The sequence below is a fragment of the Alcanivorax nanhaiticus genome, from assembly GCF_000756665.1.
Classification (GTDB): Bacteria; Pseudomonadota; Gammaproteobacteria; order Pseudomonadales; family Alcanivoracaceae; genus Alcanivorax; species Alcanivorax nanhaiticus.
Window position 1 is genome coordinate 18190 of sequence record NZ_ARXV01000004.1, and the last position, 24198, is coordinate 42387.

The following is a 24198-nucleotide window of genomic DNA, read 5'->3' on the forward strand; positions in this document are numbered from 1 at the left end:
TTGTCGGGCACCGCTTGGCTTACACTGGCAGCAATGACTGACAAGGACCAGGGATTGACCGTCAAGCTGCCAACAGGATGGATCGCGGTACTGCTTTTACTGTTACCGCTTGTGGTCCTTGCCCGGGATGAACCCACCCTGGTCATCACTGGCAATGCCAGCGATGCCGTCACGGATAATCTCCGCGCCCTGATCAATCTGAAAGGCTATAACTGTCAGCCCCCCAAGGCCCAATATGGCCTGATTCGCCGTCAGATCCTCAAAAATGCCCGCGAGGGCCTGCAAGCCATGGGCTTCTATGAAGGCCAGTTCGACCTGCATGCAGATATGTCTGGCAGCTGCGCCAAAGTCTTCCTTGATGTGCAAACAGGCCCGCCGGTGATTATCAGCGAGGTGGACATTCGGTTGCGTGGCGAGGCCGACCAGGACCCTCACTTCCGAAGACTGGTTAGCGAACATGAACTTCGTGTTGGCGAACGCCTGCAACACGACAAGTACACCCGACTCAAACGCAATCTACAGCAAAGTCTGATCAACCGTGGCTACATGGAAGGCAGTCTCACCCATCACCGACTCAACGTGGACACCCAACGTCATACCGCCAGCATCCTGCTGGAGGTTGAGAGTGGTCCCCGTTATCACTTCGGCAATGTTGAGGTGACCGGCAGCAGTCTGAATGCCCGTCTGATTGATGCCTATGTCCAGTTTGAAGAGGGCCAGCCCTACGACAGCAAACGTGTGCTGGAAACCCAGCAAGCCTATCTCGGGGCCGGCTACTTCAGCGCTGCCCGCATTGAGAAAGGCACCGTAGACACCGAGACCCGGACGATCCCGATCAGCATCACTCTCAGCGACAGCCACCGCTGGTCACTGCTGACCGGTATCGGCTTCAGTACCGATACCGGCCCACGTGTTCGCCTGGGCATTGAGAATCGCAGGGTCAATTCTCACGGCCATCGCTTCCGGGCAGAAACCCAATTATCCGAAGTGGAACAGGGTGCCGGGGCAAGCTACCAGATCCCCCTGTCTGATCCTTTGCGTGAAAGGCTGGATCTGCATACCAGCTATATCAACGAGGACACCGAGAGTAATACCAACGAACGCTGGATGACCGGGGCAGACTACATTGTTGAAATGAACAACAAATGGGTGAGCACCCTGTCACTGGAGTATTTGCGGGAAACCTGGCAAATCGCCGATGAAGTGGATCAGGCGGAGCTGGTCATGCCCGGCTACCAGTTAAGTCGCATCAAGGCCAATGATCCGGTCTACCCCACCTTCGGCTGGCGCCTCAGCGGCAAGCTGCGCGTGGCTCATCAGGGACTTTCCTCCACCGCCTCGTTTGCGCAATTTACCCCCAGTGGCAAACTGCTCTTCCCTCTGCTGGGCGGTCGGATACTGACACGGCTTGATCTGGGCTATACCGAGATCAATGATATTTCCGAGTTACCCGCCTCCCTTCGTTTCTTTGCCGGTGGCGACTCCAGCATTCGCGGCTTCGGTTACGAATCACTGGGACCGGAGGACGATAAAGGTGACGTCATCGGTGGCCGGCACATGGCTACCGGCTCGCTGGAATATGATCACCCCATTACCGAAAAATGGCATGTCGCGGTATTCACCGATGCGGGCAATGCCTTCAACGACATCGAAGATTATGAATTGCGCCATAGCGCCGGTGCCGGCATTCGCTGGCGATCCCCCCTCGGACCCATCCGCCTCGATCTGGCTCGCGCCATCGACGAAAACCGCAACTGGCGGGTCCATCTAAGCATGGGGCCTGACTTGTGATTCGCCGCGCTGTTATCGGACTTCTTGCCCTCGTTCTGCTGTTGCTGGTCCTGACCACACTGCTGCTATACGGGCTGGTGGGAACCGCTCCGGGGAATCGCTGGCTGCTGACCCGCACCAGCGATCTGATTCCCGGTGACCTCCAGGTGGAGCAGTGGCAGGGGAACTTGCTAAGCACGGTAGACGTAACCGGGCTGCGCTATGAAAGCCCGTCGCTGACGCTGGAAATTGATCAACTCAAAGCTAACCTGACACCCCTGGCTCTGGTTCGCGGCTGGCTCACATTCGAATTTCTGACCCTGGGCAAGGTCAACATCCAGACCGCCCCCACTACCGACCCGGAAGCCACCCCCTCACCGTTACCGGAGAGCCTGGCATTGCCACTGGGGATACGCATCGAGCAACTGGCCGTAGACTCGATACAGCTCAACCAGGCAACGCTGATGGAGAATCTGGAGGGAGAGAGCTTGTCGGCATGGCGGCGTTTCCAGTTCGCCAGACTGGACTCTCAGCTGCAAGGCGATATCCAGGTGAATGTCAGTGGTCACGGCCAGCTGACATCACCCTACCCGCTAGATGGCCAGATTCGCTGGCAGAAACCGCTACCCGACAACAGCACTTTTCATGCACCACTCGCCAGCGGGGAACTCAAGGCCAAAGGCCCAGTCACCGCCCTGCAACTTGAGCACACACTGCAACAACCACTCGTTGTCCATTCCCATGGCCAATGGCTGCACGAGGACGATAGCTGGCAGATCGATCTACTGCATGAATGGCAAACCCAAACCTTGCCCCTGAGCGGCGACACGGCCCTGTCGCTTGGCAGCGGCAAGCTGCAAACCCGCGGCCCACTTTCTGACATTACCCTTAACGGCACCACCACCTTGCAGCGGGGCCTTTCCAACGGCGAAAAACAAACACTGAGCATCGCCCTGGACAGCCAACTGGCTGGGCAAACCCTGACGCTCCACGACCTCACCCTGCGACAGTCAAAGCAACGACTGAGCGGCAAAGGCAGCCTTCAGCTGCAACCCCTGCAATGGGATCTGACCCTGAACGGCGATCTGGATACCGGCATTTTTTCTCCGCAATGGAAAGGCATGCTGACCATCGACGGCCACAGCAAGGGTCGAGTGGAGGACAACCGCTGGCAGCTCGACCCCGGCACGGTCACTGTCACAGGAACCCTGCGTGAACAGCGCCTGAAGCTAAAAACAAGAACCTGGGGAGATGCCGGCAACCTGCAGATCGAGGGCGACATGCAGTGGGGAGACAACCAGCTCCAGGCTGCTGGCAAGGTATGGCCACAGTGGCAATTGCAAAGCCAGCTTTCTCTAGGCGCCCTCTCCCAGTTGCTTTCCTCTGTTCAGGGATCGCTGGAGGGAACGGTTCAAGTCCGTGGAGAGACCCGCTCTCCCCGCCTCAGTGGCCAGCTCAATGGCACGTCTCTGGCTCAGGGTTCACTGGGCCTGTCAGAGCTGGAAGCTCACTTTGATAATCTGGGTATCGGCCCCCAAACACAGAAACTGACCTTGGCCGCCCGAGGGCTGACGCAGGATAGCCAGCCCACTCTGGCTTCCCTGAACCTGACGCTGGATGGCACTCTCAAGCAGCATTCGCTGGTGCTGGCGCTGCAACAAGACGATACCCGCTTGCGTACCCGACTGGACGGCACCCTGCTACTGGAAGGCAGCATGCCGGCAAGCTGGCAAGGCTCCCTGCATGACACACTCCTCTCGCAACCACAGCTGGGCCAATGGCAACAGGCACAACCCAGCCCTCTTAACGTGTCTTCCCAGCGACAACAGCTCGGAGAGTTCTGTCTGCAGCAGCAGAACAGCCATCTGTGCCTGAACGGCAGCCGGGGAGCCCGGGATCAGCTGTCGCTCAATGCCCGACTCAACCAACTGCCGCTAGCACTGGCCTCGTCGTTACTTGGCCCGGACTATAGCCTCGACGGCACCCTGAGTGGCCATACACAAATCCAGGGCACCCTTGACGCTCCTGAAGGCAACATTCATCTGCAAACAGAAGCCGCCATGCTGACCTTCAACGTGGCAGAGGGGCCGCCGCCCTGGAAACTGGATACGATCACACTGGATAGCGAACTGAAAGGAAAGCAGGCCCAGACCCGGCTGACCCTTGCCACCACACTGGGGCGCGTGGATGCAGACCTGTCCCATGGATTCCATCCAGACAAGCCCATGGATGGCCAAGTCTCATTCCAGATCGAACGCCTTTCTGTGGTGGAAATGCTGACGGCCGACCTGCGCGACGTGAGCGGCACACTGAAAGGAGATATCCAGCTGGCAGGCACGCCTCGTGCGCCTTTGCTTAATGGCAATATCGCGCTTGAAGAAGGCCATGCCTTGATCCCTTCCCTTGGCATCGCCGTCAGCCAGATGTCACTGGCTCTGACTGGCGCCCAAACCGGCAGACTGAACGTCAGCGGACAGGCAAATATGGGTGACGGGGTCATGAAGGTGAACGGCTACCTGGACCCCAGCCGCTGGCCGCTGGCATTGAATCTGAATTTCACCGGGCAACGCCTGCTTGTTGCCGATAGGCCTGATGCCCGCGTGTGGCTGACCCCCGACTTGAACCTGAAAGGCGATCTGGAGGGGCTGTTACTCAGTGGCACGCTGCTGGTCCCTGAGGCTGCGATTCACCCTGAACAGCTCCCGGAAGGGGCGGTGACGGTTAGTGAAGACCAGGTGCTGGTGCATCATGAAGGCGATGCCAGCCAGCGTCTTCCGCTAGCCATGGATGTGACCGTAACGCTGGGAGACAAGGTCAATTTCAACGGCTTTGGCCTGAATGCCGATCTTGGCGGCAGTGTGCAAATCCTTCAGCACCCCCAACAACCGCCTCAGCTCAACGGTGAGCTGGTGGTCCGTGACGGCCGTTACCGGGCCTATGGCCAGAACCTGGCCATCAGCGACGGGCAACTGATCTTCCAGGGACAACCAGACAATCCCGGCCTGGATATCCGCGCCTATCGCAAGATTCCCAGTGAAGCCATTACCGTAGGCGTGCAGCTCGCCGGTACCCTGCAAAGTCCGGAAGCGACCCTGTACTCGGACCCGTCCATGGAACCCAGCCAGATCATGTCCTACTTGCTCACCGGCCGTCCCCTGGAAGGCGGCACCCAAAATGATGCCAATCGCATCGCCCAGGCACTGGCGGTTTATGGTCTGGAAAAAGGCAGCGGAGTTACCGACAAGATCGGCAGTAAACTGGGGGTGGACGAAATCACCGTAGGCAGTGACTGGGAAACCGAAGATGCCGCCTTGATGCTGGGCAAACAGCTTTCAGACCGGCTCTACCTGACCTACGCCATTGGCCTGTTCGACGCCGTCTCCACCGTCATGCTCCGCTATACACTCACCCGCAGCCTGCACCTGGAAGCCCGCTCTAGCTCGGAAGCCAACAGCCTGGATCTGATTTGGGAGAAAGAGTTGCGGTAAGGCACGCATCATGCAACACGCGAAAGCTTCGACAGACAGGTACCGGCATGCGCTCCTGGCGACCATCGGGGGTTGCGAGTTACGAGTTTCGAGTTTCGAGTTTCGAGTAACGAAAGGCAAAAACATCTGGAACCAAGTGGCCTGGGGTTTTGATTTTCGAAACTCGTTACTCGTAACTCGCCTCTGTCAGCTCATAGGTAGCGCATAGGTGCCTGTAACATGCGCCACCATGTCGTCACTACCTTCACTGAACAACTGCACTTCCAACACCGCCGAACGCCGTCCCAAACGCAGGATGACCGCTTCAGCAATGAGGTCCTTCTGCGCAGGTCTGGAGAGAAAGTTGATATTCAGATTCTGGGTCACAGCCATTTCCACCCGGCCCAGTGCCCCCAACACAGCAGCATACATAGCCGCATCCGCCAGTCCCATCATGGTCGGCCCGGAAAGGGTTCCCCCCGGGCGTAACGTTGACGGCCGAAACGGACTACGTACCCGCGCACGGTGATCACCGATCGACTCCACCACCAGCCCCTCTTCCGAAGCGGCGGGCAGACCATCGTAAATCACCTGCTGAACCTGCTTGGCATCCAACATAAGGCTTAACTCGCAAACAAAAGAACAAGACTAGCCAACTCGTTGGGTTAAACCCACCCCGGATTGCGACACACAGCTGGTGGGAACAGTCCTTCTCTCATAGAATGGAGCGCTCTTGAAACAACCTGCCCAGATAATTCCTATGCGCACTTCCCAGTACCTGCTTGCCACTGTCAAAGAAACCCCCGCGGATGCAGTTGTCATCAGCCACCAGCTCATGCTGCGTGCCGGCCTGGTTCGCAAGCTGGCCTCGGGCCTGTACACCTGGCTGCCCACCGGGCTGCGGGTGCTGCGCAAGGTGGAGAACGTGATCCGCGAGGAAATGGACAAGGCCGGCGCCCAAGAAGTGCTGATGCCGGTAGTGCAGCCCATGGAACTGTGGGAAGAGTCCGGCCGTGCCCCGGCCTATGGCCCGGAGCTTCTGCGCATCACCGACCGTCACAACAACCCTTTCTGCCTGGGCCCCACCCATGAGGAAGTGATCACTGACATGGTCCGCAACGAGATCCACAGCTACAAGCAGTTGCCGGCCAACTTCTACCAGATCCAGACCAAGTTCCGTGACGAGATTCGCCCGCGCTTTGGCATCATGCGCTCGCGGGAATTCATCATGAAGGACGCCTATTCCTTCCACACCGACACGGATTCCCTGGCCGAGACCTACGCGATCATGCACCGCGCCTACTGCGCCATCTTCGATCGCCTGGGCCTGGACTACCGCCCGGTGGAAGCAGACACCGGTGCCATCGGCGGTGCCGCCAGCCACGAATTCCATGTACTGGCCGACTCCGGTGAAGACGACATCGCTTTCTCCGACAGCTCCGACTATGCCGCCAACGTGGAACTGGCCGAAGCGCTGGCGCCCACCAGCGAGCGAGCCGCTCCCGGCGCCGCCATGGAAAAGGTGGATACTCCCAAAGCCAGGACCATCGAAGAACTGGTGGAACAGTTTGACCTGGCCATCGAAAAAACCGTCAAGACCCTGGTGGTAAAAGGAGCCGAAGAAGGCACCCTGGTGGCCCTGCTGGTGCGTGGTGACCACGAACTCAACGACATCAAGGCCGAAAAGCTGGAAGCCGTTGCCGCCCCGATGGAATTCGCCAGCGAAGAAGAGATTCGCAAGGCCATTGGCGCTGGCCCCGGCTCCCTGGGCCCTGTGAATCTGCCCATCAAGGTGATTGCCGACCGTAGCGTGACCGTGATGAGTGACTTTGGCGCCGGCGCCAACGAAGACGGCAAACACTTCTTCAACATCAACTGGGAGCGCGACGTGGCGTTGCCGGAAGTGGCCGACCTGCGCAATGTGGTGGAAGGCGACCCGAGCCCGGACGGCAACGGAACCCTGACCATCAAGCGTGGCATCGAAGTGGGCCACATCTTCCAGCTGGGCACCAAGTACTCCGAAGCGCTGGGCGCCAAGGTGCTGGATGAAAACGGCAAGTCCGTGGTCATGCCCATGGGCTGCTACGGTATTGGCGTTACCCGGGTGGTTGCCGCTGCTATCGAGCAGAACCACGATGACCGCGGGATCATGTGGCCAGAAGCCATCGCCCCCTTCCAGGTAGCGCTGGTGCCGGTAAACATCAAGAAGAGCCCCCGCGAGCGCGAGCTGGCAGAAAAGCTCTACGCCGAGCTCACCGCTGCCGGCATCGAAGTGCTGTTCGATGACCGCGAGAAAGAGCGCCTGGGCGTGAAACTGGCCGACACCGAACTGGTCGGCATCCCCCACCGTATCGTCATCGCCGAACGCGGCATGGACAACGGCGTGCTGGAATATAAAGGCCGTGGGGACGCGGAAAATACTGATGTGCCGATGAATGAGGTAGTGGCGTTCATCAAGGGCAAACTCAGTTAACCGTTACTAGTGAACAGTTAACAGCGGCGCGAGACAGGTTCGCACGCTTTGGAACGCAAGAGGCCGCGCCCAATCGGTTGGGCGCGGCCTCTTTGCTTTAAACGAAATCCAGCGCCTGACGCGCAGCTGTTAACTATTAACTGTTCACTGTTAACTATATTTTGACCGTCCGCTTCACCGCCATCACCTGACTCATGGTGTTGTCACCATGGGCGGTGAGTTGCCACAGGGGCAGGCCGCGGCTGTCGGTTTCCTGGGATTTGCTGATCAGCCCCAGGGCACGAAGGTGAATCTTGAGCTGGTTGAACGAGTGGGCCGCCAGTACCACGTTGCGCACCGCATGGGCTCGGGGGAAATCTTTCTGCACGTCGGCCAGGGCCTTGCGCACGATGAAGTCTTCCAGCGCCTTCTGCATGACAGGCTCCGAAGCCGGATTCAGCATCAGCGGTGCCACGCAGGAAAACGCCTGATCCCAACTAATACGGGTGGTGACCATGGCCAGCTTGCAATCGCCGCCTTCGTACACATTACAGGAGTAATCCAGCGCCACCTGATCCGCGCCGCGAGACAGGGTCTTGAGCGGCGGACGGGACTGACTAAGCGCTTCCTCACGCTCTTTTTCAAGCTCCTGGATACGAGCCTTCAGGCCGGAGGTATCGGCCCCCGTGCCGGAGCCGGGCTGGTCTGCACGCACCCAACCCGTTGCGCGATGCTCACGCATCAGATTGGGCAAAACCTTACGCGCCACCTCGGTAAGCCCCGCCTCTGTGCTCCAACGAAAACAGGGCACTTTTTCTTCCAACAGACGCACAAAGTCGTCTCGACGCACCTGCCCGTCTCGGGTGGCTTCCTGCTGATCGGCTTTCAGCAAAGCAGGATTGTCGTGGATAAACGCCACCACAGGCTTGCGCTTGGTAGCCGCGTAGATGTACTCACGGTGAATTTCGCTGAGCCCCATGGGAGACAGGTGGCCATAGCGTCCACCGACAATGAGAACAAAGTAATCGCTGGTTTCAATCAGCTTCTGGATGACCGGTAGCAGGGTATTGCCATCGGCGGCGGCACTGTCCAGGCCGGTGGGAATCATGCCGTTTTCGATCATTGGCAGCATCAGCGCCTGCCTTGCTCCCTGCATATCGGGATATGTCGCGCTGATAAAGACCTGATAGCGTTTTGAAGCGGTCACCCTGGTTCCCTGTTCCTATGGCTTTGTGCCCCTGAGGCATTGGCTGGTGAGCTATTAAACAGCCTGACGACCAGCATCACAAGAGAGCTCCCAGACTCGCAATGCCAAAGCGGGCAGGCAGAATGGGAGAATAGCTTTGATCATGCTAGCCTGAGATCAACAATAAAGGTAGCAGCGAACCACATTCTTCACCGTATGAACCCCGTGGATTCGCGGCTATAGTACTGGCCAACATCGCCTTCGACTTGCTGACAGGATAGAACGCCATGCAGACCATTGCCTTTTATAACCTGAAAGGAGGGGTCGGAAAGACCGCCTCGGCGGTGAACATCGCCTGGCACGCGGCCCGCTGGAAGCACCGCACCCTGCTCTGGGATCTGGACCCCCAAGGCGCCGCCAGCTTCTATCTGGGCGTGGACGATGGCGAGGGTTACAAGGCTGGCAATGTACTCAAGGGCAAACAGCCCATTGGCCGGCTCAAGCGCGAGACTCGCTGGCCGAACCTGAATGCCATTCCAGCAGATATTTCCATGCGCAATGCGGATATCAAACTCAGCGAGGGCGGCAGCGCCAAAAACAAGCTTAAGCAACTCATTGCCCCCCTCGGCGAATCCTATGAGTTGGTGATACTGGATTGCCCCCCCACCCTCAGCCCGGTAGCGGAAAGCATCTTTGCCGCAGTGGATTACCTGTTCGTCCCGGTCATCCCTACCCACCTGTCGGTACGTGCCTTCCAGCAGGTGCGGGACTGGATCGACAGCAAGAACTACAAGAATCTCACGGTCGTCCCCTTCTTTAATATGGTGGACCGCCACCGTGACCTGCACGTGGAAATGCTGGTGAAGCGCCCCAAAGTCATGAAAGGCGGCCTGAAGACCTGGATCCCCTACTCCACCCATGTGGAGCAAATGGGCGATCACAAAGCCCCGGTCGGCGAATTCGCCCCCTACACCCCCAGTGCCCAGGCGTTTCGGGCCATGTGGTTTGAGATTGCGGGCAAGCTCAAACTGTAGTGAACAGTTAACAGTGAATAGTGAACAGCGCGCGGCTCAAGCCCGTGCCGACGGCAACGAAAGAGGCCGCGCCCAAAGGTTTGGGCGCGGCCTCTTTGCTTTCATTCCTGACACAAAAAAGGGAGCCTCCCTGCCCCCTCTACTTCCTGTCCGCCGGTGAGCGCCGCCGAATCCGTTATTCCTGTCCACAATCGCGGCCGCCTGGCCGCGGTCTACACCATCTCAGCCATATCCACACCCATACCGCGCCGCAGTTAACTGTTCACTGTTAACTGCTCTCCCACGGGTTCGCCCGCGCCAGAATTCCACTCAGGTCCAGCCCCCTTGGCAAAGTCCCATAGTTACGGTCGCCGTGCTGACCGAGACGAGACGCGATAAACGCCTCCGCCACTGCCTGATTCCCCGCCGCCACCAACTGGCTGGCCTGCATGGTAAGGGAGAGACGATCAACGATGTCACGAGCACGATACTCCGCATCACTCATGTCGTTGAACTCCTGCTTCAGTCCACTCACCGCCTTGTCGAGGCGGGCATCGCTGCCAGCAGTCTTGCCGAGCTCGGCAAACCAGGTTTCCAACACCGTCGGCGTCTTGGCCAGGGCGCGCAGCATATCCAGTGCCTGCACATTACCTGAGCCTTCCCAGATCGCATTGATAGGTGCCTCACGGTACAGCCGCGCCATGATGAAATCTTCAGTAACGCCGTTCCCCCCCAAACACTCCATGGCCTCGTAGGCGTGGAAGGGAGAGCGTTTACAGATCCAGTACTTGCCTGCCGGCAGCCCCAGCCGCAGCAAGAGCTTTTCATGCTCATTGGCAGGATCCAGAGTGGACTGATCCAGCGCCTCGCCCATGCGCATGGCGATAGCGAGGGAGCCTTCTACCTCCAGTTGCAAGTCCGCCAGTACGTTACGCATCAGCGGCTGATCCAACAGGGTCTTGCCGAAGGCTGCCCGACCAGAAGCATGATTCACCGCTTGGGCTACCGCCTGACGCTGGCCCGCCATGGAACCGATCATGCAGTCAAACCGGGTCATGGCCACCATTTCGATAATCGCGGGCACACCCCGGCCTTCTTCACCGACCATCCAGCCCAGCGCCCCCCGCAACTCGATCTCGGAAGACGCATTGGAGACATTCCCCATCTTGTTCTTCAAACGCTGCACCTGGATCGGGTTCTTGCTGCCATCCGGGCGCCAACGCGGCACCAGAAAACAGCTCAACCCATTCTCGGTTTGAGCCAGCACCAAAAAGGCATCACACATGGGAGCCGACGTGAACCACTTGTGTCCCACCAACTCATAGGCTTCACCCGGGCCTTCTACCCCAACCGGATAAGCATGGGTGGTGTTGGCACGCACATCCGAACCGCCTTGTTTCTCGGTCATGCCCATGCCGATGGTCAGCGCCTGTTTCTCATAATGCGGCACATTGCGTGGGTCATAGGCGTTATTCAGGATCTTGGGCAGCCACTCTTTTGCCAGCGACGGCGTCAAACTGATGGACGGCACCGCCGCAAAGGTCATGGTCAGCGGGCAGCCGTGGCCCGCCTCCACCTGGGCTTGCAGATAACTTTGTGCCGCCCGCGCCACATGAGCCCCCGGCTTCGGGTCCGTCCAGGGCGCAGAGTGAATGCCCGACTCCAACCCCAGTGCCATCAGGCGATGATAGGACTCGTGATACTTCACATAATCCACCCGGTAACCCTGACGGTCGTGGGAGGAAAACTGCGGCTTGTGTTCGTTGGCCAGAAAACCCCACTCGATCACCTCAGCAGTACCGGTTTTCACGCCATGTGCAGATAACCGCTCCTCGGCCCAGCCGGCACCGTGGCGACGCACCGCTTCACGCAGCGCGTTATCCGTGTCATAGGGATTGTAGTTTTCCAGCGGTTTGGCCTGGTTAAAGACCTCATGGGTCTGGGCAAGCGGATCAGGTTTAAGGCTATCGTGTTTGGCATTCATGGTTGCTCTCCCGAAAAAGCGGTTACGCCGTCTTGTGCAGCGCTTGGGGGTTATCTGTTGAGGTCTGCGCAGTGTCAGCGCTAGCGCCAGTGGCCCGCAGACAAAACTGGGTCAGGGACTGAGCCAACCCGGCCTTGGGCAAGGGATCCGACAGTGGCCCAACCAGTGCCTCGGCAATGGCGCCTACCATGGCGGCGGCGGTCACCGCAGTGTCCTGCTCGGGCAACTCGCCCAACCGCACGCCTTCAGCCAGAAACTGCTGGTACAGCTCAGCGTAGCGCTGGCGGTAGACCAGGCGCTCGGCATCCACCGCCGGATCCACCGGCTCGGCGATCAGCGACCAGGCCAGTGTCGGTGCCAGCTGGGCGCGGCGCACGAAGGTTTCCAGCACATGGGTCAAACGGCGGGAAAAACTGCCGGGCAGGGTCATGGCATCAGCCACCGCGGCCACCTCTCGCTCGGTAGCCACCCGGAACACCTCCGCCGCCAACACCGGTTTGTTCTCGAAATAGCGATACAGGGTACCCACCCCAACTCCAGCCTGAGCGGCCAGGCTCTGCATGGCCAGGCCAGCAAAGCCTCCCTCTCGCACCAGCTGCTCGGCGCAGCGCAACAGATGCTCCCGCTGCGCCGCCTTGCGGGCGCGGACGTTGTCAGTTTCCCGGTAGGCCATGATCGGAATCCATATTCAACTCTTGCAAAGAAGTGAACCACGGTTCCGATTTTCAAGCAAGGCCGGTGGTCGGCGAGATATTTGCAACGACAGTGATCGTGGCCCCCATCTTAGGAGGTACAGCGCTCGCTGATATGTCATCGCACTATGACACGTGCTTGTCCTCGCCGGACGGGCCCAAAGGGGTGTAACGCGCCCCCCTCTGGACTCCCCCGCGCCCCGACTCCGTTCGGCCTGCTCCGCAGGCACACTCCGGTACTCGCCCTGTGACGGACACAAAAAAGACTCGCTCCGCTCAGACAGGTTTTTTGCTCTACGCCGTCACAGGGCTCCGTTCCTCGACTCACTCTAACGGGGATGTACCGTGCTGCAGGCATTGGCGCTCTTTTCTCGCGCAAACGCTGAAGATCGCTGTAGGAGGCTGCCTGCAGGCGATCCGAGCGACAGCGAGGAACCAATGTCGAGTTGCGAGTACCGAGTTTCGAAGATCACTAAAACCATCGGAACTTACTGCCGGTTTTGCCTTTCGCAACTCGCTCCTCTCAACTTTAAACTTTCAACCGTCCTTTACAGCACCCCAGCCACCACCCCCAGCCCCGCCATCCCCAACACCATCCCCCACAACGGCACCTTGCCGCTGCGCAGCAGCGCAAAACCCGCCAGCACCACCAGCAGGTCCCAAAACCCGTGCACTGCGGACACAAACACCGGCTGGTACAGCGCCGCCAGCAGCAACCCCACCACCGCCGCATTGATGCCGGAAACGGCGCCGGCCAGGGCCGGGCGGGAAGACAGCCATTGCCAGCCTTCCATGACACCCAGCACCAGCAGGAAGCCGGGCAGGAAGATGGCCAGGGTCGCTGTCAGCGCCCCCAGCCAGGGACTGGACGGCAGCAATACAGCGCCCAGATAGGCCGCCAGTGAAAACATGGGGCCGGGCACGGCTTGAGCGGCGGCATACCCCGTCAGGAACTGATCCGGGCTCAGCTTGCCGCCCACCAGTTCCTGCAGCAGTGGCAGCACCACATGGCCACCGCCAAACACCAGCGAACCGGCCGCATAAAAGTCTTTCCACAGTACCCACAGCCCACCGCCAAACAGCAGCGGCAGTACCGCCAGCAGTGCAAACAGCATTAAGGGCTTGTGCCGCCATACTGGCTGGTCACTCACCGGCGCGCTACCCTCCTTCGGACGCAGCTTGTGCCAGCCCACCACCGCCGCCACCAGCAGCGCCAGCATTTGCCCCAACAGGGTCGACCAGATCAACAGCAGCAAGGCAACGGCCACTGCCAGCCCGCGGGTCAGCGGGGTCGCACAGAATCGCTTACCCATGTTCCACACCGCATCCGCCACCACGATGACCGCCAGCCACTTGAGGCCGGTAATCGCCCCGCCCTGCAACCAGTCCGGCAGTGATGACGCATAGATGGCCAGCAGCGCCATGATCAGAAATGACGGCAGGGTAAAGGCCACAAACGCGGCAAACGCCCCCGGTACACCGCCACGCACTCGCCCGATAGCAAACCCCAACTGACTTGAAGCGGGCCCGGGCAGGAACTGGGTCAGTGCCATCAGGCGGGCAAACTCGGCCTCATCCAGCCATTTCAGCTCGTCCACAAAACGGCGATGAAAATAGCCCACGTGGGCGGCGGGTCCGCCAAAACTGACAAGTCCCAACACCAGAAACTGACGAAAGATATCCTGCATGACTGACTCAATAATCCGCTGCTTTTGACCTGGAACCTAGCACACTTCTCTTTCCGGCGGATGTCACTGCCGCAGGCGACAGGTATACTCGCGCCATGCAATCCGATGCCCACTCCGTCCTTCAGCATGTGTTCGGCTATCACCAGTTCCGTGGTGAGCAGCAGGCCATTATTGACACCCTCGTAAACGGCGATGACGCCCTGGTACTCATGCCCACCGGGGGCGGCAAATCACTGTGCTATCAAATCCCGGCGCTGGTTCGCGATGGGGTTGGCATTGTCATCAGCCCACTGATTGCCCTGATGCAGGATCAGGTGGACGCGCTCAAGGCGCTGGGGGTACGGGCAGCCTTTCTTAACTCGACCCTGGACTTTGAACAGGTGCGAGCACTGGAGGATGCCTTGCTCAATGGCGAGCTGGACATGCTCTACATTGCCCCGGAGCGCCTGATACAACCGCGTACCCTGTCCCTGCTGCAACAGGCAGACATCGCCCTGTTCGCGATCGACGAAGCCCACTGTGTGTCCCAATGGGGTCACGACTTCCGCAATGACTACCTGCAGCTGTCGCTGCTTCATCGTGACTTCCCCACAGTGCCACGCATCGCCCTGACTGCCACCGCCGATCAGCGCACCCGCACCGAAATTGCCGAGCGGCTAGACCTTAGCCAGGCCCGCCACTTTGTCTCCAGTTTCGACAGGCCCAACATCCAGTACCGCATTGAACGCAAGGACGGCGCACGCAACCAACTGCTGTGTTTTATCCGCAGCGAGCATGACGGCGATGCCGGCATCGTCTACTGTCTGTCCCGCAACAAGGTAGAGACCGTTGCCGACTGGCTATGCCAGCAGGGTATTAACGCCCTGCCCTATCACGCCGGTCTTGCCGCCAATGTGCGCGAAAAACACCAGCAGCGCTTCCTGCGCGAAGATGGCATCGTGATGGTCGCCACCATTGCCTTCGGAATGGGCATCGACAAACCGGATGTGCGTTTTGTCGCCCACCTGGATCTGCCCAAAAGCATCGAGTCTTACTATCAGGAGACCGGCCGCGCCGGCCGCGATGGCGAACCCGCCACCGCCTGGATGGCCTATGGCCTGGAAGATGCCATCAAGCTCAAGCAGATGCTCGCGCAGAGCAGCGGTAGCGAGCAGCACAAACGTAACGAGAACCAGCGCCTGGAAGCCATGCTGGGGTTGTGCGAAGTCACCCATTGCCGCCGCCAGGCCTTGCTGCATTATTTTGATGAAAAGCTGGAGCAACCCTGCGGCAACTGCGATACCTGCCTGAACCCGCCAGAAACCTTCGATGCGAGCGTGGCGGCCCAGAAGGCCCTGAGCTGCGTTTACCGCACCGGGCAGCGTTATGGGGCAGGTCATTTGATTGATGTCTTGACCGGCAACCGCAGTGACAAGATCGCCAGTGCCGGCCACGACCATGTCTCTACCTGGAACATCGGCAGTGAATTCAGTGCCACCCAGTGGAAAAGCATCTATCGACAACTGGTGGCCCGGGGCCTTCTCAGCGTGGACATGAACGGCTATGGCGCCCTAAAACTGACCGAGACCTGCCGCCCCTACCTGCGTGGTGAGCAGCCCCTGCACCTGCGCAAGGAACTGGCCAAGGCGAAGAAGGCCACCACCCGCAAAAGCCAGGCTCACATCGCCGATGCCGACCGTACTCTGTGGGAGGCCCTGCGTGCCTGCCGCAAACGACTGGCCGAAGAGGAAGGCGTACCGCCCTATGTGGTGTTCCATGACGCCACCCTGATGGACATGCTCGCCATCCGCCCGCGTAATCGCCGTGAAATGGCGGCGGTCAGCGGTGTGGGCGACCGCAAGCTGGAGCGTTATGGTGATGAGTTTCTGGCCATTCTCAATGGCGATGACAGCACCCATGGCGAAGCCGAACCGACAGGTCCCAATCGCGACGATATTCTCGCCCTTGCCCAGGCCAACATGAACCCTTCGGACATTGCCCGCCAGCAAAGTCTGAACGAGCAAACGGTATACCGCGAACTCAGCCAACTGATCGTTGCCGGACAACTGGGGCTGGAGCAGGCACTGGGCCTCAGCGAGGTAGAAATCGGCATTATTCAGGATGCCCTGCTCAGCCAACCCAATCTGGCAGAAGACTCGTTCAGTTACCGCCAGATCAGGGAATACCTGGTAGACGACTGGCCCACCGGTGTCCTGCACTGTGTGCGGCAGGCCATCCTGGCACAGAGCTAACGCCCTCCATTCGAAACCACCCGCTGTTCTAAACCGGGGAATGGCCAGCGCGATGGGAATGTTTCGGTTCAGCTTTCCTCTTCCCCATCGCGTTTGAACGAGCGGGAAAACTGCAGGATCAGGAAGTTGATGATCGACAGCACCAGCGCGATTTCATAGCGGCTGTAGGCCACGGAAATGCCAATAGCTCCGGTATTCCACAGACTGGCCGCCGTGGCCGTGCCACTGACATTGGCCCCGTGTTTGAGGATCGCCCCGCCACCAATAAAGCCCATCCCGGTGATCACCCCATACATCACACGCGCTTCCGCATCTGAACCGGTATACACCTGCATTCCCACCAGCATGTAGCCACAGGCAGCAATCGACACCAGCGGGAATGTCCTCAACCCGGCCCCCCGGGCCATCTGTTCACGGTTCCATGCCACTGGCAACGCCAGAACAAAGGCAATTCCCAGCTGGTACAGGTGCGTCACTACCTGCTGCCAATCCAATTCGTTCATGCAACACCTCCCTGTAATTGCTCACTTTTGTGCATTGCTGTTACTTGTACTGCACTTCAGCAACAGGCCTCACAGTCTGTAAGAAAAAGCTTACAACCGTGCAACAGAATCCACCGACTGTCCTCTCTAGAGTACGAACATGCCTTCATGAATCCCACCCAATCAACGAGGGGAACACCATGGAAAACCACGACGTGCTGGACCTGGACTGGATGCCCGGCAAACTGGACACCATTTTCGAAGATGCCCACGCGGATACCCACGGCGAATGGGAAACCGTTGATGCCCCGCAACAGGACAGCAAGGCGGCCTGACCCCGCCGCCGGTCTCTCCGGCCTAAATACCCCTCGTGCCACAGGGCTGAATCAGTTAGGCTTGCCGCCCATTTCGCGCTGGCTAGACCCTGATGCACTTTTCCGACCTCGGGCTTTGCGAAGCCCTGCAAAACGCCGTTGCCGACAAGGGCTACGATACCCCTTCCCCGATCCAGGCCCAGGCCATTCCTGCCGTACTGGAAGGTCGGGATGTGATGGCTGCCGCCCAAACCGGCACCGGCAAGACCGCCGGTTTTACCCTGCCATTGCTGGAACGGCTACGCACCGGCAAATCCGCCAGCCATAATCAGGTGCGCGCTCTGGTGTTGGCCCCTACCCGGGAACTGGCCGCTCAGGTGGGTGAAAGTGTGGCCACCTACGGCCGACACCTGCCACTGAAATCCGCAGTGGTATTCGGCGGGGTCAAGATCAATCCGCAAATGCAGCGACTTCGCGGTGGCGTCGATATTCTGGTGGCCTGCCCGGGGCGCCTACTGGATCTGTATCAACAGAACGCGGTGAAGTTCGACAACCTGGAAGTGCTGGTTCTGGACGAAGCAGACCGCATGCTGGACATGGGTTTTATCCATGATATCCGCAAAATCCTCAGCAAGCTGCCGCCCAAACGCCAGAATCTGATGTTTTCCGCCACCTTCTCACCTGAGATTCGCGCGTTGGCCAAAGGGCTGGTGAATGATCCGGTAGAAATTGACGTGAGCCCACGCAACACCACCACAGAGCTGGTCTCCCAGTGGGTGGCGCCAGTGGACAAGAAGCGAAAACCGGCCTTGTTGACCCACCTGATCCAGGAGCATAACTGGTATCAGGTACTGGTCTTCAGCCGCACAAAACACGGTGCCAACAAGCTCGCCAAGCAGCTGGAAGGGAATGGTATCGAAGCCGCTGCCATCCACGGCAACAAGAGCCAGAACGCTCGCACCAAGGCACTCGCCGACTTCAAGAGCGGCAAAATTCGCGCGCTGGTGGCCACGGATATCGCCGCCCGCGGCCTGGACATTGAACAACTGCCACAAGTAGTGAACGTGGATCTGCCCAATGTGCCGGAGGACTATGTTCACCGTATTGGCCGCACCGGCCGCGCTGGCGCCACAGGCCAGGCCATTTCACTGGTCAGCGCCGACGAATTCCAGCAGCTCACCGACATCGAGCGACTGACCCAGCAACAGCTGGAACGCAAGATCGTCGCCGGCTTTGAACCCGGTGAAGCGTTGCCTGCAGCCCGGCCATTGCTGCCCCCTAAACGAAAACGGCCCAAGAAGCCCAAAAAGCCGGGTGAGCAGCGCCAGGCACAACCCTCTGGCGACAAGAAAGCCGCCAGGCCCGCAGGTAATCGCCCTCCCCGCGCCAACAATGGCAGCAAGCCGGGGGGCGGCAATGGCCAGCAGCGTCGTCGCCGTCGCCCCAGTGGCAACCGCGCACAGGCCAAGACCGGTTCCTGACGCCCGCCCCCAAAAGCCCGCTCGGCATACCCGGCGGGCTTTTTTGCAGCACTCACTGAGAGTTTCAAGCAACCTGCCGGCTCCCCTGGAAAGATTCTTCATAGCCTGCAGGCTAGCTCACACAGGAGAGGGGCCGGCCCGAAGATCGCTACAATCTGCCCCCTGTGGGAGCGGGCGTTCGACCGCGAAAAAAACGATGCCACAGCATCGCGGCGGAACCGCCGCTCCCACAGGGATGTCCCGATCCAAAGTTCGTTGCAGCCTGCCCCCTGTGGGAGCCGGGCGTTCGACCACGAAAAGACGATGCCACAGCATCGCGGTACCTTGTTCCCACAGTCAGGGATCAGCGAGAGCTTGAGATTGTAGCGACCAGCGTCCTTTTCTCAGCGGACTAGGCGCGTACTCCACCCGCGATGACCTACAAAAAAGGCACCCATCGGTGCCTTTCCTGTTTTAACTGGTTGAGCGAAGCATGTGCTTACCGCTGCATCAGCAAAGACGCATAGTGCCCCATGTAATTCTTCAACTCGGCATTGCTCAGATTCTTCAGTACCTTGTTGTTCACTGCGTGAATCGCCTTGCGGCTTCCATCAACACCCACGTTGAGAGCTTTCTGGGTCACGAAGCCCATCTTGATGGTGCGGGTGTTGGGCAGGAACACATCTTCAATGATCTGATCAGCCAGGTCGCCCATCACCTTGGTCACCAGAGCCACATCTTCCTGGCCTCGCTCATCGGCACACAGCTGGCACGCTTTCTGAAACTCAGCTGCAAACTCGTCGCTAACCGGAAACGCAATGTAAGGATGGTTCCCGTTATCATCCCCTGCCCGCCAGTACATCTCTTCCACGTTCTTCACTACCGGCGCGAACTCGGCATTGGTGACTTTCTTGAAGATCTGGCGGGTCAACATGCTGGACGCCTTGCCCGCCGTGGACACGGCAAAATCGATGACTTTTTTCTGGCCGCCGGAGACATTAGCCAGCTTGGCAGGCTCCACCAGGAACAGGCTGATCACCCGATCAGTAAGATGATCCACCATGTGGATGAACTTCTCGGCGCTATCCTTGCGGTCGTGCTCAATGGCATGAAGAAAGTCTTCGGTGCTGTTCACCAGCGCCGGGTTCGCGGGAATCGCCACCACGTTCTGCATCAGTGTAATCCTTGCCTGTTGGTAATCTGTACGGGGTAAAGCCCCTCAAACCGTCAATACTAACGGGGCTAACCCCGACGGGGAAACCGCCGCAGGGGCCAAATTACAATGCGCTTACGTCAATACCGCAGAGTAAATACATCTGCAGGCATTCGATCAGGGGGAAGATGATCTCGGGTGGATCTGCACTGGCGGCGTCGTGAGCATGGTGCCGTTCATGGCGCAGTCCGGCCCCAGCGTCACAGCGTCGAAGGTGGCTCCTGCATTATCGTTGGTCCACGCAAGCGTCACCGGGCCTGGCCCACAAATCCCGCCCAGCAATGGCACCCGCACTTTCACCTGCATGTCCTGAACGGTGAGCTGGCCGGGATCATCCACCTGACCTTGCCAGGGCAGACCCAACGCCTTGATGCTCTTGCAGAGCGGATTGAATCCGCCGAAGTAAACCGCCGTGACGGTAATTTCCCCTTCGCTGCCAACCTCACCATCAAAGGTGGTTTTGCAGCTCACCGGGATACTGCCTTTCTTCATGGAAAGTTCGCCGCTGGCAGAAAAGCCACCGGCAGGTAAGACACTAACTGGACTGGATGCCGCCTCGGATGCTGTCAGCATTAACAGCAAGGCAGCCATGACATTCCTTATCATTATTATTATCCCGCCTTGGATTGCTCCCGCATGGTGGCATGCCACACGAAAATTGCCAAGTAGGTTGGTCTGAGGAGAAAACGAGGAATGGAATAAAGCTGCGCCGGCCATGAGCCGACGCAGCGAAAAGGATCAAACCAGCTGGGAGCCGATGAGATACAGAATGGACAGAATGACCAGCCATTTGGCTGCCACATAGAATGGCTTGTTGCGACGCTTCACCGATTTGAGGAAGTTCTTGTACGCCAGAACCCCCTTGCCAAGCTTGTTACCCAATCCGGTATGTTCCGGATCCAGGTTGTCGATAAAGAACAGGCGATTGAAGAACCAGCCGAATGCCCAGTAAATCTTCTGCACGATCTTCGACTTCAGCGGGCGATCCACATCGGTCATCAGGATAATGCGGGGGGTGTCCGTGTTGTTCCAGGCCGAGTGAATGTAGGTCTCATCAAACACCACGCTCTCACCATCACGCCAGATGTAATCTTCTTCGTTGATGGTCAAGCCACAGCCTTCGTCATTGGGGGTGCTCAAGCCCAGAGAATAGCGCACGGTGTAGGCAAAGGGATCATGGTGACGATTGAGCTTCTTGCCCGGCATCAACACGGCAAACAGCGCAATGTTCATGGACGGCATCTGATCCAGCAGTGCCATGGTCTTCGGGGCCAGTTCGTAGGCGGAAGGCAGCTTGTTGTCATATACCTTCAGGTAAAAACTGGTCCAGCGGCCATCCTTGTAGAAGCTGCTCGCCGGCAGATCATCTTTGGCGGTGATATTGCCACCCTGATACAGGGCCAGCGCCTCGTCACGAATCGTTTCCCAGTTATCCTCCAGCAGCTTCAGCTCCGGCAGGTGGGACTTGTCAATCTGCGGCGTGTTCGGCACCCGGGAAAGCAGATAGGCCGGAATATTGAACGGCACCATGAAGGTAGAAAAATCCGTTAACTGCCGCTTGAGCCCAAAGGGCTCCGCATTACGGATCCGGATAAAAACAATACACCCCACATAAATCAGCAGGGCGCTGATGATCACTGCCATGATTTACCTCTCGACACATTGCGGCAAAGGCCGCCTACTCTGGGGCGGGATTCTAAAGCAAAAGCGGACGTAAATCCGGGACTATATCGGCCCGGCACTACCTTTACTCGGCCAACCCGGGATTCTGCTGATTGGCTCAGCGGGACGTACAGGGTACATTCCCAGCTATTCCATAATGATTGAGAATCACCCATGTTGCGGATTTCGGCTCTTCTGCTTGCCCTGCTTTTCAGTCTGGCTCCCTCCCTGCTCCTCGCTCAGGACAACGCCCCCACCATCAAGGACGTGCTCGACACGGATCAGAAAACCGGCCAGGTGATCGCTGAAGTACTGGAAGACGACACCCTGCAACCGGGCGACACGCCGCTGACCACCCTGCTGGCCATCATGGAGGCTGCCGAACAGAGTGACTGGGCTACCGCCGGAACCTACCTGGACATGCGCTACCTGCCGCCTGACATGACCAATGCGGATCCTGCTACTCTGATCGAACAACTCAGTATCGTCTGGAGCCAGCAGCGCATCCTGGATCTGACCCGGCTTTCCAACCAGCCAGAAGGCCACCGGGATGATGGACTGCCCAGCTACCGGGACAAACTGGGCAGCCTCGATCTCCCGGATGGCAACCTGACCTTGTATCTGCAGCGCATCCCGGAAAACGGCCGACGGGTCTGGAAAATCTCCAATACCACCGTCCAGGAGATCCCCGCACTGTGGGACATCTATGGCTACAACCCCCTGATCACCAAGCTGGCTAACTACCTGCCGGATTTCTCCGTGCTGCACATGAAAAACTGGCAGGTGGCAGGGCTTTTGCTGATGGTGATGGGTGCCTGGCTGGCAGCGGCGCTGGTTCGCAAATTACTGCTCTGGATGCTGAACCATTCCGAGCGCTATCGGGACAGCTTGCATCGTTTTGTCGTTGTCCCCATGCGCTGGTTCATTTTCTTCAAATTGCTGCAAATCGGCGTTGGTGAACTCGGGCTGTCCATCAAGGCGCGGGTCTACCTGAACGAATCCGCTCTTGGCTACCTGGCCACCGTCTTTCTCGTTCTCGGTATCATTGAATTACTCACCGCCCTGTTCCTCAGCAGCGCCAGCAACCAGAAATACTGGTCCGGCATCATTCGACCGGTCCGCACCATCCTCAAGATGATCGCCATTGTGGTGATCTTCCTGCTCTGGCTCAGTGACTCCGGGTACGACATCACCACCGTGCTGGCCGGCCTTGGCATTGGCTCTATCGCCGTAGCACTGGCTGCACAAAAAACCCTGGAAAACGTCATTGGTGCCTTCACCCTGTATATCGCCAAGCCCATCCAGCCGGGTGATTTCTGCAAGGTAGGTGATATTGCCGGGGTCATTGAGGAAATCGGGTTGCGCTCTACCCGCATCCGCCGCATGGATCGCAGCGTGGTGTATGTGCCCAACTCGGTATTGTCCAGCGCCAGCATCGAGAACATCAGCGATGTCAGACTTTCGCCGTTACCAGCGGGACCTTCACATCCGCCTGGGAGCCAGTTCCGACCAGCTGCGCAACCTGCTCGCGGATTTACGCCGCCTGATCTACAGCCACCCCCGACTCACTGACCGCGCAGCCCGGGTACGCTTTGTGGAAATTCTCCGCGACAGCTATCGGATACAAATCAATTGTTATGTGGACAGCAGTGAATGGAGTCAGTTTCTTGCCGTCAGCGAAGACCTGAACCTGCGTATTCTCACCCTGCTAGACAGTCATGGCGTGCAACTGGCTGTGCCTGTGCAGCAGTGGGTCCGTGGCGACAACGCCCATCCGGAGCAAGACAAGGATCTGCCGACCGAAACCCTGCAAGCCTTCCCGGATTATGCCAGTGACGAAAAAGCCGACATGAAAGGCAGCCTGGATTACCCCGAGAAAGGTCGGCCGAATGAAGAGTCTGTCATAAAGACTTAATATGTATATACATTGACTATCTAAAAGATAGTCAATACGGTATTTGCAAGTCGCGGTTAATCCAGCCACGATGCTGCCTGCTTTCTTGTGATGGTTTTACGATGTCAAAAGACAAGAACAAACCCGGAAAGAAGAACAGTCAGCTCATCGTGCGCATCAATGACGAAGAGCGTCTGCGCTTCATCGCACTCTGCGAGGAGATGGATACCAGTGCAGCACGGGAAGTCCGTCGTTTTATCCGTGACTTTATCAAGCAGCAGGACTCGCAATCCGGCGACTGATCCTGCCTGTCACTTGCAAATCATGGAGAGGCAACATCATGTCCAAGAAGAAAAAGCTGAAAAAAGCCATCAAGCAGAGCAAAGCCAAGATCAACAAGCAGGAAAGCGTGCTGAAAAAACTGAAGAAGAAGCTCAAGAAGCTCTGATTCAGCCAGTAAACGGGCCATTATTGAATGGCCCGTTTGCTGATAAACCCAGGGCCTGCTAACACTTCCCCCTCACCAATCTTGATTCGTGATTCGCCCCGGCCGCAGTGTACTATCTATGCATATCACAACCTGCGGGAGCTGGGAGTTCATGCGCCTTATCGTTCTTCTACTTGGTATCAGCCTTGCTGCCTGTAGCTTCAAGCCAGGCAAGGTTGACCCTGAAGCGCTTAGGGCCTGTT

General features: G+C 58.5%; 19 protein-coding genes. 10 read left to right on the forward strand and 9 right to left on the reverse strand.

Annotated elements, in window-relative coordinates; translation table 11 throughout:
• Positions 1-33: 33 nt before the first annotated feature.
• Together Y5S_RS06020 and Y5S_RS06025 are read left to right on the forward strand one after the other, a co-directional pair.
• Positions 34-1791: an autotransporter assembly complex protein TamA gene (locus Y5S_RS06020; RefSeq protein WP_052041435.1), complete on the forward strand. Its 1758-nt coding sequence runs from the start codon at positions 34-36 to the stop codon at positions 1789-1791.
• The gene (locus tag Y5S_RS06025; RefSeq protein ID WP_035231308.1) at positions 1788-5258 is read left to right on the forward strand and encodes a translocation/assembly module TamB domain-containing protein; all 3471 of its coding nucleotides are present in this window, start codon (positions 1788-1790) and stop codon (positions 5256-5258) included. Before Y5S_RS06020 ends, Y5S_RS06025 begins: the two co-directional genes overlap by 4 nt.
• 186 nt (positions 5259-5444) lie before the next feature.
• On the opposite strand, the gene Y5S_RS06030 is transcribed toward Y5S_RS06025, so the two are convergent.
• Positions 5445-5855, reverse strand: a complete 411-nt coding sequence (locus tag Y5S_RS06030; protein ID WP_081939689.1) for a PaaI family thioesterase — start codon at positions 5853-5855, stop codon at positions 5445-5447.
• Between the two features lie 142 nt (positions 5856-5997).
• Here Y5S_RS06030 and Y5S_RS06035 point away from each other — a divergent pair, with 142 nt between their 5' ends.
• Complete coding sequence (locus tag Y5S_RS06035) at positions 5998-7710, forward strand: proline--tRNA ligase (RefSeq protein WP_035231310.1); 1713 nt, start codon at positions 5998-6000, stop codon at positions 7708-7710.
• 154 nt (positions 7711-7864) lie between these two features.
• On the opposite strand, the gene Y5S_RS06040 is transcribed toward Y5S_RS06035, so the two are convergent.
• Positions 7865-8896, reverse strand: coding sequence for a DUF4062 domain-containing protein (locus tag Y5S_RS06040; protein WP_035231312.1), 1032 nt, complete (start codon positions 8894-8896; stop codon positions 7865-7867).
• A 266-nt stretch (positions 8897-9162) separates the two neighbouring features.
• On the opposite strand from Y5S_RS06040, the gene Y5S_RS06045 reads away from it, so the two are divergent.
• Positions 9163-9909: a ParA family protein gene (locus tag Y5S_RS06045; RefSeq protein ID WP_035231314.1), complete on the forward strand. Its 747-nt coding sequence runs from the start codon at positions 9163-9165 to the stop codon at positions 9907-9909.
• Positions 9910-10177: 268 nt separating this feature from the next.
• Here the strand turns inward: Y5S_RS06045 and Y5S_RS06050 are convergent, their stop codons facing one another.
• The 3 genes from Y5S_RS06050 to chrA all read right to left on the reverse strand — a co-directional run bounded on the left by Y5S_RS06050 (position 10178) and on the right by chrA (position 14252).
• Complete coding sequence (locus tag Y5S_RS06050) at positions 10178-11872, reverse strand: acyl-CoA dehydrogenase family protein (protein WP_035231315.1); 1695 nt, start codon at positions 11870-11872, stop codon at positions 10178-10180.
• 22 nt (positions 11873-11894) lie between these two features.
• A complete protein-coding gene (locus Y5S_RS06055) occupies positions 11895-12545 on the reverse strand; it encodes a TetR/AcrR family transcriptional regulator (RefSeq protein WP_052041436.1) in 651 nt (216 codons plus the stop codon).
• Between the two features lie 567 nt (positions 12546-13112).
• A complete protein-coding gene (gene chrA, locus Y5S_RS06060) occupies positions 13113-14252 on the reverse strand; it encodes a chromate efflux transporter (protein WP_035231318.1) in 1140 nt (379 codons plus the stop codon).
• Between the two features lie 95 nt (positions 14253-14347).
• Here chrA and recQ point away from each other — a divergent pair, with 95 nt between their 5' ends.
• On the forward strand, positions 14348-16483 hold the full coding sequence (gene recQ / locus Y5S_RS06065) for a DNA helicase RecQ (protein ID WP_035231320.1): 2136 nt from the start codon (positions 14348-14350) through the stop codon (positions 16481-16483).
• Positions 16484-16551: 68 nt separating this feature from the next.
• On the opposite strand, the gene Y5S_RS06070 is transcribed toward recQ, so the two are convergent.
• Positions 16552-16986 carry an MgtC/SapB family protein gene (locus tag Y5S_RS06070; protein WP_035231322.1) on the reverse strand — a complete coding sequence of 145 codons (435 nt, stop codon included), beginning with the start codon at positions 16984-16986 and terminating at the stop codon, positions 16552-16554.
• Between the two features lie 179 nt (positions 16987-17165).
• Here Y5S_RS06070 and Y5S_RS20090 point away from each other — a divergent pair, with 179 nt between their 5' ends.
• Complete coding sequence (locus Y5S_RS20090) at positions 17166-17300, forward strand: hypothetical protein (protein WP_269319434.1); 135 nt, start codon at positions 17166-17168, stop codon at positions 17298-17300.
• 92 nt (positions 17301-17392) lie between these two features.
• Complete coding sequence (locus tag Y5S_RS06075; protein ID WP_035231324.1) at positions 17393-18760, forward strand: DEAD/DEAH box helicase; 1368 nt, start codon at positions 17393-17395, stop codon at positions 18758-18760.
• Positions 18761-19238: 478 nt separating this feature from the next.
• Here Y5S_RS06075 and Y5S_RS06080 read toward each other — a convergent pair whose 3' ends face one another.
• The 3 genes from Y5S_RS06080 to Y5S_RS06090 all read right to left on the reverse strand — a co-directional run bounded on the left by Y5S_RS06080 (position 19239) and on the right by Y5S_RS06090 (position 21596).
• Positions 19239-19913, reverse strand: a complete 675-nt coding sequence (locus Y5S_RS06080) for a hypothetical protein (protein ID WP_035231326.1) — start codon at positions 19911-19913, stop codon at positions 19239-19241.
• Between the two features lie 156 nt (positions 19914-20069).
• The gene (locus tag Y5S_RS06085) at positions 20070-20558 is read right to left on the reverse strand and encodes an activator protein (RefSeq protein ID WP_231552643.1); all 489 of its coding nucleotides are present in this window, start codon (positions 20556-20558) and stop codon (positions 20070-20072) included.
• A gap of 132 nt (positions 20559-20690) precedes the next feature.
• Positions 20691-21596 (reverse strand): aspartyl/asparaginyl beta-hydroxylase domain-containing protein, encoded by a 906-nt coding sequence (locus tag Y5S_RS06090; protein WP_052041437.1) that lies wholly within the window; start codon positions 21594-21596, stop codon positions 20691-20693.
• 192 nt (positions 21597-21788) lie between these two features.
• Between Y5S_RS06090 and Y5S_RS20095 the strand changes: the two genes are divergently transcribed.
• The 3 genes from Y5S_RS20095 to Y5S_RS06105 all read left to right on the forward strand — a co-directional run bounded on the left by Y5S_RS20095 (position 21789) and on the right by Y5S_RS06105 (position 23810).
• Positions 21789-23186 carry a mechanosensitive ion channel family protein gene (locus Y5S_RS20095; protein ID WP_035231329.1) on the forward strand — a complete coding sequence of 466 codons (1398 nt, stop codon included), beginning with the start codon at positions 21789-21791 and terminating at the stop codon, positions 23184-23186.
• Complete coding sequence (locus Y5S_RS20100) at positions 23158-23529, forward strand: hypothetical protein (RefSeq protein WP_331280438.1); 372 nt, start codon at positions 23158-23160, stop codon at positions 23527-23529. Before Y5S_RS20095 ends, Y5S_RS20100 begins: the two co-directional genes overlap by 29 nt.
• A gap of 101 nt (positions 23530-23630) precedes the next feature.
• Entirely contained in the window at positions 23631-23810 is a 180-nt protein-coding gene (locus tag Y5S_RS06105) for a hypothetical protein (protein WP_035231331.1), read from the forward strand.
• The last annotated feature ends 388 nt before the right edge of the window (positions 23811-24198 follow it).

What these genes read in the sequence shown, in the direction of transcription:
- Y5S_RS06020 (WP_052041435.1), top strand. Translation starts at nt 34, where the DNA reads ATGACTGACAAGGACCAGGGATTGACCGTCAAGCTGCCAACAGGATGG.
- Y5S_RS06030 (WP_081939689.1), bottom strand. Translation starts at nt 5,855, where the DNA reads ATGTTGGATGCCAAGCAGGTTCAGCAGGTGATTTACGATGGTCTGCCC.
- Y5S_RS06035 (WP_035231310.1), top strand. Translation starts at nt 5,998, where the DNA reads ATGCGCACTTCCCAGTACCTGCTTGCCACTGTCAAAGAAACCCCCGCG.
- Y5S_RS06045 (WP_035231314.1), top strand. Translation starts at nt 9,163, where the DNA reads ATGCAGACCATTGCCTTTTATAACCTGAAAGGAGGGGTCGGAAAGACC.
- Y5S_RS06050 (WP_035231315.1), bottom strand. Translation starts at nt 11,872, where the DNA reads ATGAATGCCAAACACGATAGCCTTAAACCTGATCCGCTTGCCCAGACC.
- Y5S_RS06055 (WP_052041436.1), bottom strand. Translation starts at nt 12,545, where the DNA reads ATGGCCTACCGGGAAACTGACAACGTCCGCGCCCGCAAGGCGGCGCAG.
- chrA (WP_035231318.1), bottom strand. Translation starts at nt 14,252, where the DNA reads ATGCAGGATATCTTTCGTCAGTTTCTGGTGTTGGGACTTGTCAGTTTT.
- recQ (WP_035231320.1), top strand. Translation starts at nt 14,348, where the DNA reads ATGCAATCCGATGCCCACTCCGTCCTTCAGCATGTGTTCGGCTATCAC.
- Y5S_RS06070 (WP_035231322.1), bottom strand. Translation starts at nt 16,986, where the DNA reads ATGAACGAATTGGATTGGCAGCAGGTAGTGACGCACCTGTACCAGCTG.
- Y5S_RS20090 (WP_269319434.1), top strand. Translation starts at nt 17,166, where the DNA reads ATGGAAAACCACGACGTGCTGGACCTGGACTGGATGCCCGGCAAACTG.
- Y5S_RS06075 (WP_035231324.1), top strand. Translation starts at nt 17,393, where the DNA reads ATGCACTTTTCCGACCTCGGGCTTTGCGAAGCCCTGCAAAACGCCGTT.
- Y5S_RS06080 (WP_035231326.1), bottom strand. Translation starts at nt 19,913, where the DNA reads ATGCAGAACGTGGTGGCGATTCCCGCGAACCCGGCGCTGGTGAACAGC.
- Y5S_RS06085 (WP_231552643.1), bottom strand. Translation starts at nt 20,558, where the DNA reads ATGATAAGGAATGTCATGGCTGCCTTGCTGTTAATGCTGACAGCATCC.
- Y5S_RS06090 (WP_052041437.1), bottom strand. Translation starts at nt 21,596, where the DNA reads ATGGCAGTGATCATCAGCGCCCTGCTGATTTATGTGGGGTGTATTGTT.
- Y5S_RS20095 (WP_035231329.1), top strand. Translation starts at nt 21,789, where the DNA reads ATGTTGCGGATTTCGGCTCTTCTGCTTGCCCTGCTTTTCAGTCTGGCT.
- Y5S_RS06105 (WP_035231331.1), top strand. Translation starts at nt 23,631, where the DNA reads ATGTCAAAAGACAAGAACAAACCCGGAAAGAAGAACAGTCAGCTCATC.